The following is a 15,393-nucleotide window of genomic DNA, read 5'->3' as shown; positions in this document are numbered from 1 at the left end:
CGCGCATGATCCGCCGCCTGCATGACACCAACGATCTGGTGCGCGCGTTCCCGCGCGTGCATTTCGTCGGCATCGGCGGCACCGGCATGAGCGGCATCGCTGAAGTGATGCTGACGCTGGGCTACGAAGTGTCCGGTTCGGACAACGCCGACAACGTCGCGACCCGCCGCTTGGCCGGCCTGGGCGCGCGCATCATGCGCGGCCACTCGGCCGCCAACGTGCTGGGCACCGACTGCGTGGTGGTCTCCAGCGCGATCCGCGAAGACAACCCGGAGCTGATGGAAGCGCGCAGCCAGCGCATTCCGATCATGCCGCGCGCGGCGATGCTGGCCGAACTGATGCGCTTCCGCCGCGGCATCGCCGTGGCCGGCACGCACGGCAAGACCACCACCACCAGCCTGACCGCTGCGGTGCTGAGCGAGGGTGGGCTGGACCCGACCTTCGTGATCGGTGGCCAGCTGCTGGCGGCCGGTGCCAACGCCAAGCTCGGTGGTGGCCAGTGGCTGGTGGCCGAGGCCGACGAGAGCGACGGCAGCTTCCTGCGCCTGAATCCGTTGATGTCGATCATCACCAACATCGATTCCGATCATCTGGAGAACTACGGCAACGATTTCGCCCGCGTGCAGGCGGCGTTCGCCGAGTTCCTGCAGCGCCTGCCGTTCTACGGCCTGGCGGTGCTGTGCATCGACGATCCGGAAGTGGCCGCACTGGCCGCCAAGACTCCGCGCCACGTGATGAGCTACGGCATGAGCCCGCAGGCCGACGTGCGCGCCGAGAACGTGGTGCAGGAAGGTTCGCGCATGCGCTTCACCCTGCGCCTGCCGCAGGGCACCAGCCAGGAAGTGGTGCTGGCGCTGCCGGGCAAGCACAACGTGCTCAACGCGCTGGCCGCTGCGGCGGTCGGCTGGCAGCTGGGCGTGGCCCCGGACACGATCGCGCGTGCACTGGCCAGCTTCGCTGGCGTCGGTCGCCGCTTCAATGACCTGGGCGAAGTGACCACCGCCAGCGGTGCCAAGGTCCGCATCATCGACGACTACGGCCACCATCCGAGCGAGCTGGAAGCGGTGTTCGCCGCCGCGCGTGGTGGCTGGGCCGACAAGCGCCTGGTGGTCGCCTTCCAGCCGCACCGCTACAGCCGTACCCGTGATCAGTTCGACAAGTTCGCCGCGGTGCTGTCCAGTGTCGATGCACTGGTGCTGAGCGAGGTCTACCCGGCCGGTGAAGAGCCGATCGCCGGCGCCGATTCGCATGCACTGGCCCGCGCCATCCGTGCGCGCGGCCGCAGCGAGCCGGTGGTGGTTGGCAAGGCATCCGAGCTGGCCACCGTGCTGCCGGACGTGCTGCAGGACGGTGACCTGCTGCTGATGATGGGTGCCGGCGACATCGGCGCCGTCGCCAGCCACATTGCCGTGGAAGGCTTCAAGGCGGAGGGCGAGGCGTGAGCACGCTGACCTTCCCGCCGCTGCGCAGCACCGACCCGGCCGTGTTCGGCCGCGTCGCCGTGCTGCTCGGTGGCAGCTCCAGCGAACGCGAAGTGTCGCTGGATTCGGGCCGCAACGTGCTCGAAGCCCTGCAGTCGCGCGGCGTCGATGCCATCGCCATTGATGGCATTCCGGCGCTGGCCAAGGCGCTGGCGGCCGGCGGCATCGATCGCGTGTTCAACATCCTGCACGGCCACAATGGTGGTGGTGAGGACGGCATCGTGCAGGGCCTGATGGAGGCCTTCGGCGTGCCGTACACCGGCTCCAACGTGCTGGGCTCGGCGTTGAGCATGGACAAGATCCGCACCAAGCAGGTGTGGCTGTCACTGGGCCTGCCGACCCCGCAGTACCGCGAAGTACACGGAGGTACGAGTGCCGCGGGAGGCAGGATGCCGGGAGCGGCCGAAAAGAATGTCCACGCGCTGGCGGCCGAGCTCGGCCTGCCGGTGGTGGTCAAGCCGGCCAACGAAGGCTCCAGCGTGGGCATCAGTCGGGTCACCGACGACGCCGGCCTGGACGAAGCCGTGGCCCTGGCCGCGCGCTACGACGGCCAGCTGCTGATGGAACAGATGGTGGTGGGCGACGAACTGACCGTGGCCATCCTCGGCGATGTCGCGCTGCCGTCGATCCGCATCGTGCCCAAGGGCCAGTGGTACGACTACAACGCCAAGTACATCGCCGAAGACACCCAGTACCTGTGCCCGGGCCTGGATGGTGATGACGAAGACGAGATCCGCCGCATCGCGCTGGCTGCCTTCCGCGCGGCCGGTTGCCGTGGCTGGGGTCGCGTCGACGTGATGCGTGACCGCACCAGCGGCCGCTTCTTCCTGCTGGAAGTGAACACCGCGCCGGGCATGACCAGCCACTCGCTGGTGCCCAAGGCGGCCGGGCAGGCCGGTATCAGCTTCGAAGAGCTGGTGTGGCGCGTGTTGGAACAGACCCTGGAGGCATCGCACGCATGAACGCGGTGCTGCGCATCTTCGTCTGGCTGTTGGCACTGTCGGTGGTTGCACTGCCGGTGGTGGCCGTGGTCAATGGCTGGGTCGGCGCCGAGCGCTGGCCGCTGGCGAAGCTGCGCGTGCACGGTGAGTTCAAGCGGGTGCCGCCGGAACAGCTGCAGCAGGTGCTGCTGCCGTATGCGCATGCCGGCTTCTTCGCGGTCAAGCTGCAGGACGCGCAGGACGCACTGGAAAAGCTGCCGTGGGTGGAAAGCGCGCAGGTGCGCAAGCAGTGGCCGGACGTGCTGGAAGTGACGCTGGTCGAGCACAAGCCGTTCGCGCGCTGGGGCGAAGATCGCCTGCTGTCCGAGCAGGGCAAGCTGTTCCCCACGCCGAAGAAGCTGGCCGACCTGCAGCTGCCCGAGCTGGATGGCCCGGACAGCCAGACCGAGGAAGTGGTCAAGCTGTACAACGATTCGCGCGCGCTGTTCGCGCCGGCAGGCGTCGACGTGCGCCGGCTGACGATGGACGCGCGCGGCAGCTGGTCGCTGCTGCTGAGCAACGGCACTGAAGTGGTGGTCGGCCGCGACGATGCCCGCTCGCGCCTGCAGCGCTTCGTGCGCGTGCTGCCGCAGCTGGCCAACCAGGCCGCGCCGATCGAGCGCGCCGACCTCCGATATACCAATGGTTTCACGCTGAGCTGGGGCACTCCGGCCGCCCCCGCCAATGCACCGGGCACCCCGGCAAGAAGGACGCAGGAAAGAACATGAATCGCAAGGGTGACAAATCGCTGATCGTCGGCCTGGATATCGGCACCTCCAAGGTGGTGGCGCTGGTGGGCGAGTATTCGCCGGGCAACCCGATCGAAGTGATCGGCATCGGCTCCCATGAGTCGCGCGGCCTCAAGCGCGGCGTGGTGGTGGATATCGAATCGACCGTGCAGTCGATCCAGCGTGCGGTCGAAGAAGCCGAGCTGATGGCCGGCTGCGAGATCCGCTCGGTGTATGCCTCCATTTCCGGCAACCACGTGCAGTGCAAGAACTCGCCCGGCATCGTGCCGATCCGCGACGGCGAAGTGACCTGGGGCGACCTGGATCGCGTGCTCGATGCGGCCAAGGCAGTGGCGATTCCGGCCGACCAGAAGATCCTGCATGCGATCCCGCGCGAGTACGTGCTGGACGATTCGCAGGAAGGCATCCGCAACCCCGTCGGCATGACCGGCGTGCGCCTGGAGGTGCATGCGCACCTGGTGGTGTGCGCGCAGTCGGCTGCGGCCAACATCAGCAAGTGCGTGCAGCGCTGCGGCCTGCAGGTGGACGACCTGGTGTTGTCCTCGCTGGCGTCCAGCGTGGCGGTGCTGACCGCCGACGAGCGCGAGCTGGGCGTGGTGCTGGTCGACATGGGCGCCGGCACCACCGACATCGCAGTGTTCGTGCAGGGCGCGATCTGCCACACCGCCTCGCTGCCGATTGCCGGCGACCACGTGACCAACGACATCGCGCACATGCTGCGCACGCCGACCCCGGAAGCCGAGCAGATCAAGGTGCGCTATGCATGCGCCCTGGCCCAGCTGGCCACCGCCGAGGAAAGCATCCAGGTGCCGTCGGTCGGTGATCGTCCGCCGCGCCGCATGCCGCGCCACGCGCTGGCGCAGGCCGTGCAGGGCCGCTACGAAGAGATCTTCGAAATGGTGCAGGCCGAACTGCGCCGCTCCGGGTTCGAGGAACTGGTGCGCGCCGGCATGGTGCTGACCGGTGGTGCCTCGAAGATGGAAGGCGTGGTCGAACTGGCCGAGGAAATGCTGCAGATGCCGGTACGCGTGGGCATCCCGCAGCACGTTACCGGGCTGGGCGAAGTGGTGGGCAACCCGGTGCATGCCACCGGCGTAGGCCTGCTGCTGATGGGCAGCCAGATCGAGCATCCGCGCCGGCCGTCGCTGCCGACCGGCCGCGCTGGAAGCATGTTCAAGAAACTCAAGACCTGGTTCCGCGGCGAATTCTGACGCGGCACCTGTACCACCCGGGCGCTGCCCGGCTGCAACACCGGCAACACGACGCTACACCGGCAACACACATAACCCACACAGCCGCAACGACGGCATGCAGCACGAAGGCAGGACGCCCGAACGCCCATGCAATCGAAAGCGGATACAACGAGGACACGGACATGGCGCATTTTGAACTGATCGAAAAGATGGCACCCAATGCGGTGATCAAGGTGGTTGGCGTGGGCGGCGGCGGCGGCAATGCCGTGGCGCACATGGTCAACTCGGCAGTGGATGGCGTGGAATTCATCACCGCCAACACCGACTCGCAGGCCATCAAGAATTGTGGTGCCAAGCTGCAGCTGCAGCTGGGTACCAATGTCACCAAGGGCCTGGGCGCAGGCGCGAATCCGGAAGTCGGCCGCCAGGCTGCGCTGGAAGACCGTGAGCGCATCATGGACGCGCTGCAGGGCGCGGACATGGTGTTCATCACCGCTGGCATGGGCGGTGGCACCGGTACCGGCGCTGCGCCGGTGGTGGCACAGCTGGCCAAGGAAATGGGCATCCTGACCGTGGCCGTGGTCACCAAGCCGTTCCCGTTCGAAGGCCGCCGCCGCATGCAGGTCGCGCTGAAGGGCATCGAAGAACTGAGCCAGCACTGCGACTCGCTGATCACCATCCCCAACGAGAAGCTGATCACCGTGCTGGGTCGCAACGCGACCATGATCCAGGCCTTCCGTGCCGCCAACGACGTGCTGCAGGGCGCCGTGCAGGGCATCGCCGACCTGATCGTGCGTCCGGGCCTGATCAACGTCGACTTCGCCGACGTGCGCACCGTCATGTCCGAAATGGGCCTGGCGATGATGGGTACCGGTACCGCCCGCGGCGATGACCGCGCGCAGGCTGCGGCCGAGTCGGCCATCCAGAACCCGCTGCTGGACGATGTGAACCTGGCTGGCGCCAACGGCATCCTGGTCAACATCACCGCCGGTGCCGACTTCACCATGGCCGAGTTCGACGAGATCGGCCGCACCATCGACGGCTTCGCTTCGGAAGACGCGACCGTGGTGGTGGGTACCGTGCTCGATCCGGACATGCAGGACGAAGTGCGCGTGACCGTGGTCGCCACGGGCCTGAACCGCGTCTCGGCCAGCAAGACCCAGCGTCCGGGTGAGCGTGCACCGATCAAGCTGGTCCGCAACGCCACCACCGGCCAGCCGGAGTTCGGCGAGTTTGACAACGGCGGCGATGCGGTGTCCAAGGCCGTCGGCGGCATGGGCCTGGGCCTGCGTCGTGCCAGCAGCGACAGCGTGGCAGCTTCCACCCCGACGGCTCCGGCCTCCTCGGCCCCGGCCGCGGCGGAACTGCCGAACGATTACCTGGACATCCCGGCGTTCCTGCGCCGCCAGGCGGACTGATCGACGCTGCCCGGGGCTTGTCCCCCCCGGGTTGCGCCACCATGTCCTGAAAACGCGGGCGCCGGGCCAGGATGGGCCCGGCCGCCCTGCTTCACGCGCGTCCCACCGGCGTTTCAGCCGGGGTAGGGGACCCTGCGTGTTAATCTACTGTGTCACTTCCGGTCGTCCCCCATGATCCAGCAACGCACCCTCAAGAACACGATCCGCGCCACCGGTGTAGGCCTGCACAGCGGCGACAAGGTCTACATGACCCTGCGCCCGGCGCCGGTCAACCATGGCATCGTGTTCCGGCGCGTGGACCTGGACCCGGTCGTGGAAGTGCCTGCGAAGGCCGAACTGGTCACCGAAGTGACCCTGTGCACCGGCCTGACCTGCAACGACGCCAAGATCCAGACCGTCGAGCACCTGATGTCGGCCCTGGCCGGTCTGGGTGTGGACAACATCATCGTCGAACTGTCCTCGGCCGAGCTGCCGATCATGGACGGTTCGTCCGGCCCGTTCGTGTTCCTGCTGCAGTCGGCAGGCATCGTCGAACAGGATGCGCCCAAGCGCTTCATCCGCGTGCTGAAGACCGTGGAAGTGACCGAGGGCGACAAGATGGCCCGCTTTACCCCGTACGAGGGGTACAAGCTGGGCTTCACCATCCAGTTCGACCACCCGATGATCCCGGCCAAGCAGTCGCGCCAGGAAATCGAGTTCTCGACGATGGCCTACACCAAGGAAATCTCCCGCGCGCGCACCTTCGGCTTCATGCGCGACCTGGAATACATGCGCGAGCGCAATCTCGGCCTCGGCGGTTCGATGGACAACGCCATCGTTCTCGACGAGTTCCGCGTGCTCAACGAAGACGGCCTGCGCTATGCCGACGAATTCGTGCGCCACAAGATCCTTGACGCGATCGGCGACCTCTATCTGGCCGGCGGCCAGGTGCTGGGTGCCTACGAGGGCTTCAAGTCCGGCCACGCGCTCAACAACAAGCTGGTGCGGGCGCTGATGGCCGATGCCACCGCCTGGGAATGGGTCACTTACGACTCGCCGGCCGTGCCGGACCCGGTGGTGTACGCCACACCGGCCTATGCCTGATTTCACAAGTTGTTGAATTTGAATGCAAAAACGCCGCCTTCCAGGGCGGCGTCTGCGTTTCCGGCGTTGTTTGACGCACTGGCGCAGTTGGTGACGCGACGGCCGGGCCGAGGTCACGGTTTTGTGAACCTGTTGGATCCGAAGCCTGAATTTAACGTTGTTTTAACAACAATCTAACGACTGGCCCACCGGGGCCAGCTAGGATGCGACCCGGCCCCCGAAATGTTTCACGCTGCGGTGACACGCGCGACGGGGAGTGGAGCAGGACGCTCCGCTGCTTTCAGGTTTCCCGCTTCGGTTTCGAAGGAAGGTCCTGCAGAGCTGCCAAGGCGTCGCGTAGCCCTTTGTGCGTGGCGGCTGAAACTGCGTGGGGTCCATTCCGGTTGTCGAGCGCTGGGGAGCGCGTGGGAGTGGGAGACGCAGTCTTGACGGTCACCTTGGTGGCCTTCAGCCCGATGGACCGGGCCGCGTCGAGCAACTGGGCTTCGGCAAGCCGCAACTTGGCATGCCAGACCGGGGACTCGACGAGAAAAACGAGGTGTTCCCCGTCCACATTGGCCAGCCGGCAACGGCTGCGCAGAGGTGGCGGCAACTGGGGGCGCAACTGACGGTCCAGCGCGTCGAGCCATAGGGCACGCCGCAGCGGGTTCCCGCTTTTGTCCGCCATCACTGCATCCAGGGCCGGTTTCGGTCGGGATGCGGGACGAACGCTGGATTTCGGCTCAGACATGAAAACTCACTGATGGCATTCAAAAAGATCGTAATCAAAACGCGTGAAGGACAGGCCAAATCGGCGCTCACGCGTTTGCGGTTCTACTTCGAGGACCGCCCCCGAGCCCTGCTGGGCAGCGTGCTCGGCGCAGGTTGCATTATCGGCCTTGCCGGTGGAATTGGCGTCAGCGCGCTCAATGACTCGCGCCTGCAGGCCAAGGTCGACCGCCAGGAGGCCGAGCTGGCCAAGGTCCAGCGTGATGCGCAGACCCAGGTCAACGCGCTGGCTGCCCGCCTCGGCGAGCTGCAGGCGCAGGCCACCCGCCTGAACGCCCTGGGCGAGCGACTGACCCAGATGGGCAAGCTGGAAGACGGCGAATTCGACTTCAACGAGACCCCCGGCCTCGGTGACGGCGATGCCGGCGGCCCGACCGCCGACATTCCGGTGAAGGACGTCAACGCCGACTTACAGGTGCTGGAGCAGCGATTTGCTGCTTCAGGCCGCCAGTTGTCGGTGATGGAATCGCTGATGTTCGACCACCAGCTGCAGCAGAACGCCGTGCCCTCGCGCATGCCGATCCGCAACAGCTACGTCACGTCCGGCTTCGGTACCCGTGCCGACCCGTTCGGTCGCGGTGCCGCCACCCACAAGGGCATGGACTTCCACGCCCGCGTCGGTGACCCGGTGATGTCGGTGGCCGACGGCGTGGTCAGCTTCTCCGGGGTCAAGGGCGGCTACGGCAACGTGGTCGATGTGGACCACGGCAACGGCTACGTCACCCGCTACGCGCACAATTCGCGCCTGGTGGTGAAGGTCGGCGACCTCGTCCGTGCCGGCCAGGAAGTGGCCAAGGCCGGTTCCACCGGTCGTTCGACCGGCGCCCACGTGCACTTCGAGGTGTGGGAGAACGGCAACGTGGTCAACCCGCGCAAGTTCCTCGGCGATGGCGGCAATACCCCGGTCGGGCGCATCACCCGCGGTTGATTCGGGCCCCCGTACTCCGGGGCGGTAGTGCCGGCCGCTGGCCGGCAACCTCATGATCTTCGGCAACATCGCGGATTGCCGGCCAGCGGCCGGCACTACCGGAATGTTCGGATGCCAATGCCGCCACAGGGTTGAAACCCCAGCGGCCCATCCCAAGCTACAATGGGTGTTGCCATCGACAGGGCGCCAGGCGCCCTGATTCGTTTGCGGCGGACGGATCCTTCCCGGAGCCGTGCGGCATTTCCATCCAACCCGGTTCCCTCAATGATCAACAGCCTGCTTACCCGCGTATTTGGCAGTCGTAATGAACGACAGCTGCGCCAGCTCAACCGCATCGTCGCCAAGATCAATGCGCTGGAGCCGGAGATCGAGAAGCTTTCCGACGAGCAGCTGCAGGCCAAGACGCCGGAATTCAAGCAGCGCATCGCCGGTGGTGAAGCCCTGGACAAGGTGTTGCCGGAAGCGTTCGCGGTCTGCCGCGAGGCCGGTCGCCGCGTGCTGGGCATGCGCCACTACGACGTGCAGCTGATCGGCGGCATGGTGCTTCACCTGGGCAAGATCGCAGAAATGCGCACCGGTGAAGGCAAGACCCTGGTGGCGACCCTGCCGGTGTACCTCAACGCGCTGGAAGGCAAGGGCGTGCACGTGGTCACCGTGAACGACTACCTGGCCCGCCGCGATGCCGCGCAGATGGGCAAGCTGTACAACTGGCTGGGCCTGAGCGTGGGCGTGGTCTACCCGGGCATGCCGCACAGCGACAAGCGCGAAGCCTATGGTTCGGACATCACCTACGGCACCAACAACGAATTCGGTTTCGACTACCTGCGCGACAACATGGCGCTGTCCAAGGCTGACCGCTACCAGCGCGGCCTGCACTACGCCATCGTCGACGAAGTCGACTCCATCCTGATCGACGAAGCGCGTACCCCGCTGATCATCTCCGGCCCGGCCGACGATTCCCCGGAGCTGTACATCCGCGTCAACCGCATCGTGCCGAACCTGGTCAAGCAGGAAGCGGAAGACGGCGAAGGCGACTTCTGGGTCGACGAGAAGGGCAAGCAGGTGCACCTGTCCGAAGCGGGCATGGAGCACGCCGAACAGCTGCTGGTGGAAGCGGGCATCCTCGATGCCGAGACCGAAGGCCTGTACGCGGCGCAGAACCTGACCGTGGTCCACCACCTCAACGCCGCCCTGCGCGCGCACGCCATCTACCAGCGCGATGTGGACTACATCGTGCGCGATGGCGAAGTGGTCATCGTCGACGAATTCACCGGCCGTACCCTGGCCGGCCGCCGCTGGTCCGATGGCCTGCACCAGGCGGTGGAAGCGAAGGAAGGCGTGCCGGTCCAGCGCGAGAACCAGACGCTGGCCAGCATCACCTTCCAGAACCTGTTCCGCATGTACAAGAAGCTGTCCGGCATGACCGGTACGGCCGATACCGAAGCGTTCGAATTCCAGAGCATCTATGGCCTGGAAGTGGTGGTGATCCCGACCAACCGCCCGACCATCCGCAAGGATAGCCCGGACCAGGTGTTCCTCAACCGCAAGGGCAAGTTCAATGCGGTGCTGGCCGACATCGAAGAGTGCGCCAAGCGCGGCCAGCCGGTGCTGGTGGGTACCACCTCGATCGAAACCTCGGAAATGCTGTCCGAGCACCTGCGCAAGGCGGGTGTGAAGCACGAAGTGCTCAACGCCAAGCAGCACGACCGCGAAGCGACCATCGTCGCCAACGCCGGTCGTCCGGCCGCCGTGACCATCGCCACCAACATGGCCGGTCGTGGTACCGACATCGTGCTGGGTGGTTCGCTGGAAGCGGAAATCCACGAGCTGGGCGAAGGCGCGACCGACGAGCAGAAGGCCGCGATCAAGGCCGAGTGGCAGAAGCGCCATGACGCGGTCAAGGCGGCCGGCGGCCTGCACATCGTCGGCACCGAACGCCACGAATCGCGTCGTATCGACAACCAGCTGCGTGGCCGTTCGGGCCGCCAGGGTGACCCGGGCTCGTCCCGTTTCTACCTGTCGCTGGAAGACAACCTGATGCGCATCTTCGCCTCCGACTGGGTGCAGAAGGCCATGCGCATGATGGGCATGAAGGAAGACGACGTCATCGAAGACCGCCTGGTCAGCCGCCAGATTGAAAAGGCGCAGCGCAAGGTCGAGGCCCACAACTTCGACATCCGCAAGAACCTGCTGGATTTCGACGACGTCAACAACGACCAGCGCAAGGTGATCTACGCCCAGCGCGACGAACTGCTGGACGCCGAGTCGGTGAAGGACAACGTCGATGGCATCCGCGACGACGTGATCTTCGACATCGTTGCCCGCTTCGTGCCGCCGAACTCGGTGGACGAGCAGTGGGACCTGCGTGGCCTGGAAGCCACCCTGCAGTCGGACTTCGGTGTGGACATGTCGCTGACCGATCTGGTCAAGTCGCACGAGGAACTGGACGCCGAAGGCATCACCGCCAAGGTGCAGGAGCGCATCAACCAGCACTTCGCCGAGAAGGAAGCGGGTGTGGGCGAAGAGACCATGCGCGCGCTGGAGAAGCACGTGATGCTGACCGTGCTCGACCAGAGCTGGAAGGAGCACCTGGCACGCATGGATTACCTGCGCCAGGGCATCTACCTGCGCGGTTATGCGCAGAAGCAGCCGAAGCAGGAATACAAGAAGGAAGCCTTCGAGCTGTTCTCGGACATGCTGGAAAACGTCAAGCGCGAAGTGGTGACCCTGCTGGCCCGCGTGCGCATCCGCAGCGACGAGGAAGTGCAGGCACTGGAAGCGGCCGAGCGCCAGCAGGTGGAAGCCCGCCTGAGCCAGTCGCAGTTCCAGCACCAGGACGCTGGCGGCTACGGCGCCGACGAAGAGGCGGCGCAGGTGGAGGCCGCCCAGCAGGGCGTGGCGCAGCTGCAGCGTGACGAACCCAAGATCGGTCGCAACGATCCGTGCCCGTGCGGCAGCGGCAAGAAGTACAAGCACTGCCACGGCCAGCTGAGCTGACCCCGGAGAGCCCCGCGAAAGCGGGGCTTTCCTGTTCTGGGCCTTGAAGCGCCCGGCGATTGCGCCGGTGCCCCGCTTTTCGGCATGCTTCGGCCATGCCTTCCCCGAAACGATCGATCCACGTCGTAGCCGCCGTCATCACCGACGCCCGCGGCCGCATCCTGCTCAACCGCCGTACCGAAAGCCGCGACATGGCCGGCCTCTGGGAATTCCCGGGCGGCAAGCGCGAGCCCGGTGAGACCTCCGAACAGGCGCTGGTGCGCGAGCTGCACGAGGAGCTGGGCATCGAGGCCGAGGTGGGCGAGTGGATCATGGACGTGCCGCAGCGCTACCCGGACAAGGACCTGACCTTGGAAGTGCGCCACGTGCGCAGCTGGAAGGGCGCCCCGCGTGGACGCGAGGGCCAGGCCATCACCTGGGTGACGCCGGACAAGCTGGCCCGTTATTCAATGCCGCCGGCCGACCTGCCGGTGGTGGCCGCACTGCGCCAGCCGGACTGCTACCTGATCACCCCTGCGCCGGACATCGATGAGGGCGGCCTGCAGCGTTGGCACGGCCAGCTGCAGCAGGCGGTGGCTTCGGGGCAGCAACGCATCCAGCTGCGCCTGCCCGCCGAGCATCCACAGCGTCAGGGCGTGATCGAGCAGGCCGTGCGCGCGCATCGGCGCGGTGTGCAGTGGCTGCTCAACCGCGATATCGAACTGGCGCGCACCCTCGGCGTTGGCGTGCACCTGGGCAGCGAGCAGCTGCAGTCGCTGCAGGAACGGCCGCTGCCGTCCGGGCAGCTGGTGGCCGCCTCCTGCCACGGGCTTGAGCAGCTGCTGGCCGCACAGCGGCTGGGCTGCGACTTCGCCGTGCTGGGGCCGGTGCAGGCCACTGCGAGCCATCCCGATGCAGTGCCATTGGGGTGGGAGGCCTTCGCCGCGCTGCGCGCCCAGGTCTCGCTGCCGATCTATGCGCTCGGCGGCATGACACCGCAGCATGTGGCCGAGGCACGCCGGCATGGCGGGCAGGGTATCGCCGCCATCCGCGGACTATGGCCGGTGTAGCGCGATACACAGGGTCGGATCCCCGCGACGCGGGGCTCTGACCTCCTCGCTTGAATCCGGGGTCGGAGCCCCTTCCGCTGGAAGGGGATCCGACCCCTCACCGCAAGCAGTAGATCCACGCCATGCGTGGATGGCGGTTCAGCAGCACCCGCTCACAACGTAATCCAGAAACACCCATACTGCCGCCGCAGCCCAAGCACGGTCGCCGCGCGCGTGGCGCTGCCCGGCAGGGTCTGCTCCAACCGCAACCCGATCGGATGTCGCCGTGCAGCCGGCATCGGCACCGTTTCCGAATCCTGCGAGGCGATGCCCTGGCCCTCATCCAGATCCTGCCGCGGATACACCGGCACCACGTCCACCAGCGGCCGCCGCACCACCGATTCCAGCTGGCCAAGAATCCGCTGCGCGCCGGCATCGGACACCGCGCCCCACAGGTACAGCGAAGAAAGCCGGTTCACATCACCGATGCTGACCGCCGTATGCAAAGCCTGCACCAGTTCGCTCAGCCGGCGCGGACAGCTGCTGCCGAGGCTGTCGCGTTGCAGGGTATTGCCGGAAGGCGCCGGCGGTGGCCGCCGGGACTGCGCGCCCAGGCTGTCGCATGGGCGGTCGGTATAGACACTTTGCCCCTGCGGATCGGTGCAGCGGTTCAAGCGCGTGGTCTGCGCCTGCACACCGGCGCAGACACCGGGCAGCAGCAGGACCAGCAACAGGGACAGGACGAGCTTCATCGACGCAGCGTAGCGCCGATTGCGATAACGCAGCGTACTTTTCAGCCTTGCAGCAGCTTCAGTACCGAGACCGTCGGCTTGGCCAGGTTCAAGGTGTAGAAGTGCAGGCCCGGTGCGCCGCCTTCGACCAGGCGCTGGCACAGCTTGGCCACCACTTCGGCGCCGAAGGCGCGCACCGATTCGGCGTCGTCACCGTAGGCCTGCATCTTGCGGCTGATCCAGCGCGGGATTTCCGCACCGCACTGTTCGGAGAAACGGCGCAGCTGGCTGAAGTTGGAGATCGGCATGATGCCCGGGGTGATCGGCACCTGCACGCCGAGCCGCTGCACTTCGTCGACGAAGTGGAAGTAGGCGTCGGGATTGAAGAAGTACTGGGTGATGGCGGCATCGGCACCGGCGTCGACCTTGGCCTTGAAGTGCTTCAGGTCGAGCAGGGCGTCCTGCGCTTGCGGATGCGTTTCCGGATACGCGCCCACTTCGATGCGGAAGGCATCACCGTGTTCGGCACGGATGAAGGCGATCAGTTCGGAGGCATAGCGCATGTCGCCAGGAAAGCCCATGCCCGAGGGCAGGTCGCCGCGTAGTGCCACCAGGCGCCGGCAGCCGATGGCGCGGTAGAGCTTGAGCAGTTCGCGGATTTCCTGGCGGGTACCGCCGACGCAGGACAGGTGCGGTGCCGCGTCGAAGCCGTGGTGCTGGTTGAGATGGCGCACGGTCTCGGAGGTGTAGCTGAGGGTCGAGCCACCGGCGCCGAAGGTGCAGGACACGTACTCGGGGGCATAGGCCTTCAGCCTGGCCGCGGCACGGTCCAGCTGGGTGCGCTGTTCGTCGGTCTTGGGCGGATAGAACTCGAAGCTGATGGCGGTCATGGCACGGGCGGCGGCATCGGGTGTGAAGCAGTATATCTCTCCATCGAGATGGATGTGCGATGGATGTGTCGGGTCACGTCGTCCCGTGCGGGCGACCGTTCGCCCCGCTGACGGGCCGTTGCTCCGTAATCGCAACCGGGGCAACGGGAGCGAAGCCAAGCTGGTCCCAATCCCGGCACCACCCACGCGATGAAGGAGCAGACGATGAAGATCTTCCAGGCACTCTGGTACGCGATGAAGGCCTTGGCCAGGCTGGCGATGATCGGCATGGCGATGGCCGTGCTTGGCTCAGGCCCAGCCCATGCCACAGCCGTCGATAAAGCCGCCGTTGCAGGCGCAGTGCAGGTCGAGGTGCTCGGCAAGGGCCGTCCCTTGCTGATGATTCCCGGGCTTAACAGCAGTGCGGAGGTCTGGCGTGAGACCTGCCTGGCCCTGAAGGACGTGCAGTGCCATCTGGTGCAACTGCCGGGGTTTGCCGGTGCGGCGCCTGTCGATCCGCGCCCGGCCGATTTCCTGCCGGCGATGCGCGACGAACTACTGGGCTATCTGCAGGCGCGGCACCTGTCGAAGGTTGCCGTGATCGGTCACAGCCTGGGGGGTGTGCTGGCGATGCAACTGGCACTGAAGGCGCCCGATAGCATCGGTCCGCTGGTGATCGTTGATTCGCTGCCGTTCTATGCGGCGGTGATGAACCCGCAGGCCACCGCGCAGAACGTAGGGATGATGGCCGGGCAGCTGCGTGAAGGTTTGCTGGCGGCCGATGAGGCCAGCTTCAATGCACGCAACGATGCGACCGCCAAAGCCCTGACCCGCAGCACCCAGCATCTGCCGGAGCTGCAGCGTTGGGGGCGCGACAGTGATCGCACGAGCATGGCCGATGCGATGTACTCCATGCTGGTGCGCGATCTGCGTGATGACATCGACGGCATCCACACGCCGGTCCTGGTGCTGGGCAGCTGGGCCGCTTATCAGTCGATGGGGGGTACGGAAGCCAGTACCCGTGCGCAGTTCCAGGCGCAGTACGCGAAGCTGCCGGGTGTGCAGATCGAGATGAGCGCACAGGGTTACCACTTCCTGATGTGGGATGATCCGCGTTGGCTGCAGGCGCAGGTGCGCCGCTTCCTCGCCGCACATCCCTGACCGCCGT

The 15,393-nt window shown here is 66.4% G+C and carries 12 protein-coding genes and 1 pseudogene; 10 read left to right on the top strand and 3 right to left on the bottom strand.

Annotation, left to right across the window (positions count from 1 at the left end):
* The first annotated feature begins 5 nt into the window (after positions 1–5).
* The 6 genes and pseudogenes from murC (at position 6) to lpxC (ending at position 6,904) form a co-directional block, all read left to right on the top strand.
* Positions 6–1,442 (top strand): UDP-N-acetylmuramate--L-alanine ligase, encoded by a 1,437-nt coding sequence (gene murC / locus ABIA73_RS09645; protein ID WP_025876586.1) that lies wholly within the window; start codon positions 6–8, stop codon positions 1,440–1,442.
* On the top strand, positions 1,439–2,443 hold the full coding sequence (locus tag ABIA73_RS09640; protein ID WP_154879378.1) for a D-alanine--D-alanine ligase: 1,005 nt from the start codon (positions 1,439–1,441) through the stop codon (positions 2,441–2,443). Before murC ends, ABIA73_RS09640 begins: the two co-directional genes overlap by 4 nt.
* Positions 2,440–3,117, top strand: a pseudogene (locus tag ABIA73_RS09635) (cell division protein FtsQ/DivIB); the annotation flags it as partial. The gene ABIA73_RS09640 and the pseudogene ABIA73_RS09635, both read left to right, overlap by 4 nt.
* Before the next feature lie 68 nt (positions 3,118–3,185).
* The gene (ftsA, locus tag ABIA73_RS09630) at positions 3,186–4,421 is read left to right on the top strand and encodes a cell division protein FtsA (protein WP_025876580.1); all 1,236 of its coding nucleotides are present in this window, start codon (positions 3,186–3,188) and stop codon (positions 4,419–4,421) included.
* A 164-nt stretch (positions 4,422–4,585) separates the two neighbouring features.
* The gene (gene ftsZ, locus ABIA73_RS09625) at positions 4,586–5,821 is read left to right on the top strand and encodes a cell division protein FtsZ (protein WP_354275710.1); all 1,236 of its coding nucleotides are present in this window, start codon (positions 4,586–4,588) and stop codon (positions 5,819–5,821) included.
* 171 nt (positions 5,822–5,992) lie between these two features.
* Complete coding sequence (gene lpxC, locus ABIA73_RS09620) at positions 5,993–6,904, top strand: UDP-3-O-acyl-N-acetylglucosamine deacetylase (RefSeq protein ID WP_025876575.1); 912 nt, start codon at positions 5,993–5,995, stop codon at positions 6,902–6,904.
* Positions 6,905–7,184: 280 nt separating this feature from the next.
* Here the strand turns inward: lpxC and ABIA73_RS09615 are convergent, their stop codons facing one another.
* Entirely contained in the window at positions 7,185–7,634 is a 450-nt protein-coding gene (locus ABIA73_RS09615) for a DciA family protein (protein ID WP_025876573.1), read from the bottom strand.
* Positions 7,635–7,646: 12 nt separating this feature from the next.
* Here ABIA73_RS09615 and ABIA73_RS09610 point away from each other — a divergent pair, with 12 nt between their 5' ends.
* The 3 genes from ABIA73_RS09610 to ABIA73_RS09600 all read left to right on the top strand — a co-directional run bounded on the left by ABIA73_RS09610 (position 7,647) and on the right by ABIA73_RS09600 (position 12,646).
* Entirely contained in the window at positions 7,647–8,600 is a 954-nt protein-coding gene (locus ABIA73_RS09610; protein ID WP_025876571.1) for a M23 family metallopeptidase, read from the top strand.
* A gap of 264 nt (positions 8,601–8,864) precedes the next feature.
* Positions 8,865–11,597: a preprotein translocase subunit SecA gene (secA, locus tag ABIA73_RS09605; RefSeq protein WP_025876568.1), complete on the top strand. Its 2,733-nt coding sequence runs from the start codon at positions 8,865–8,867 to the stop codon at positions 11,595–11,597.
* Positions 11,598–11,692: 95 nt separating this feature from the next.
* Positions 11,693–12,646: a Nudix family hydrolase gene (locus tag ABIA73_RS09600; protein WP_059066020.1), complete on the top strand. Its 954-nt coding sequence runs from the start codon at positions 11,693–11,695 to the stop codon at positions 12,644–12,646.
* Positions 12,647–12,798: 152 nt separating this feature from the next.
* Here ABIA73_RS09600 and ABIA73_RS09595 read toward each other — a convergent pair whose 3' ends face one another.
* Entirely contained in the window at positions 12,799–13,377 is a 579-nt protein-coding gene (locus ABIA73_RS09595; RefSeq protein ID WP_025876564.1) for a DUF4124 domain-containing protein, read from the bottom strand.
* 41 nt (positions 13,378–13,418) lie between these two features.
* On the bottom strand, positions 13,419–14,246 hold the full coding sequence (gene metF / locus ABIA73_RS09590; RefSeq protein ID WP_059066021.1) for a methylenetetrahydrofolate reductase [NAD(P)H]: 828 nt from the start codon (positions 14,244–14,246) through the stop codon (positions 13,419–13,421).
* A 204-nt stretch (positions 14,247–14,450) separates the two neighbouring features.
* On the opposite strand from metF, the gene ABIA73_RS09585 reads away from it, so the two are divergent.
* A complete protein-coding gene (locus ABIA73_RS09585; protein WP_025876561.1) occupies positions 14,451–15,386 on the top strand; it encodes an alpha/beta fold hydrolase in 936 nt (311 codons plus the stop codon).
* The last annotated feature ends 7 nt before the right edge of the window (positions 15,387–15,393 follow it).

This window comes from Stenotrophomonas sp. 2694, assembly GCF_040548715.1.
Lineage (GTDB): Bacteria > Pseudomonadota > Gammaproteobacteria > Xanthomonadales > Xanthomonadaceae > Stenotrophomonas > Stenotrophomonas indicatrix.
Note: the sequence above shows the minus strand (reverse complement) of the source record. Positions and strands in the feature narration are given on the sequence as shown.

Bases quoted from the DNA above. Each gene is read 5' to 3' on its own strand.
- murC (WP_025876586.1), top strand. From the start codon at position 6: ATGATCCGCCGCCTGCATGACACCAACGATCTGGTGCGCGCGTTCCCG.
- ftsA (WP_025876580.1), top strand. From the start codon at position 3,186: ATGAATCGCAAGGGTGACAAATCGCTGATCGTCGGCCTGGATATCGGC.
- ftsZ (WP_354275710.1), top strand. From the start codon at position 4,586: ATGGCGCATTTTGAACTGATCGAAAAGATGGCACCCAATGCGGTGATC.
- lpxC (WP_025876575.1), top strand. From the start codon at position 5,993: ATGATCCAGCAACGCACCCTCAAGAACACGATCCGCGCCACCGGTGTA.
- ABIA73_RS09615 (WP_025876573.1), bottom strand. From the start codon at position 7,634: ATGTCTGAGCCGAAATCCAGCGTTCGTCCCGCATCCCGACCGAAACCG.
- ABIA73_RS09610 (WP_025876571.1), top strand. From the start codon at position 7,647: ATGGCATTCAAAAAGATCGTAATCAAAACGCGTGAAGGACAGGCCAAA.
- secA (WP_025876568.1), top strand. From the start codon at position 8,865: ATGATCAACAGCCTGCTTACCCGCGTATTTGGCAGTCGTAATGAACGA.
- ABIA73_RS09600 (WP_059066020.1), top strand. From the start codon at position 11,693: ATGCCTTCCCCGAAACGATCGATCCACGTCGTAGCCGCCGTCATCACC.
- ABIA73_RS09595 (WP_025876564.1), bottom strand. From the start codon at position 13,377: ATGAAGCTCGTCCTGTCCCTGTTGCTGGTCCTGCTGCTGCCCGGTGTC.
- metF (WP_059066021.1), bottom strand. From the start codon at position 14,246: ATGACCGCCATCAGCTTCGAGTTCTATCCGCCCAAGACCGACGAACAG.
- ABIA73_RS09585 (WP_025876561.1), top strand. From the start codon at position 14,451: ATGAAGATCTTCCAGGCACTCTGGTACGCGATGAAGGCCTTGGCCAGG.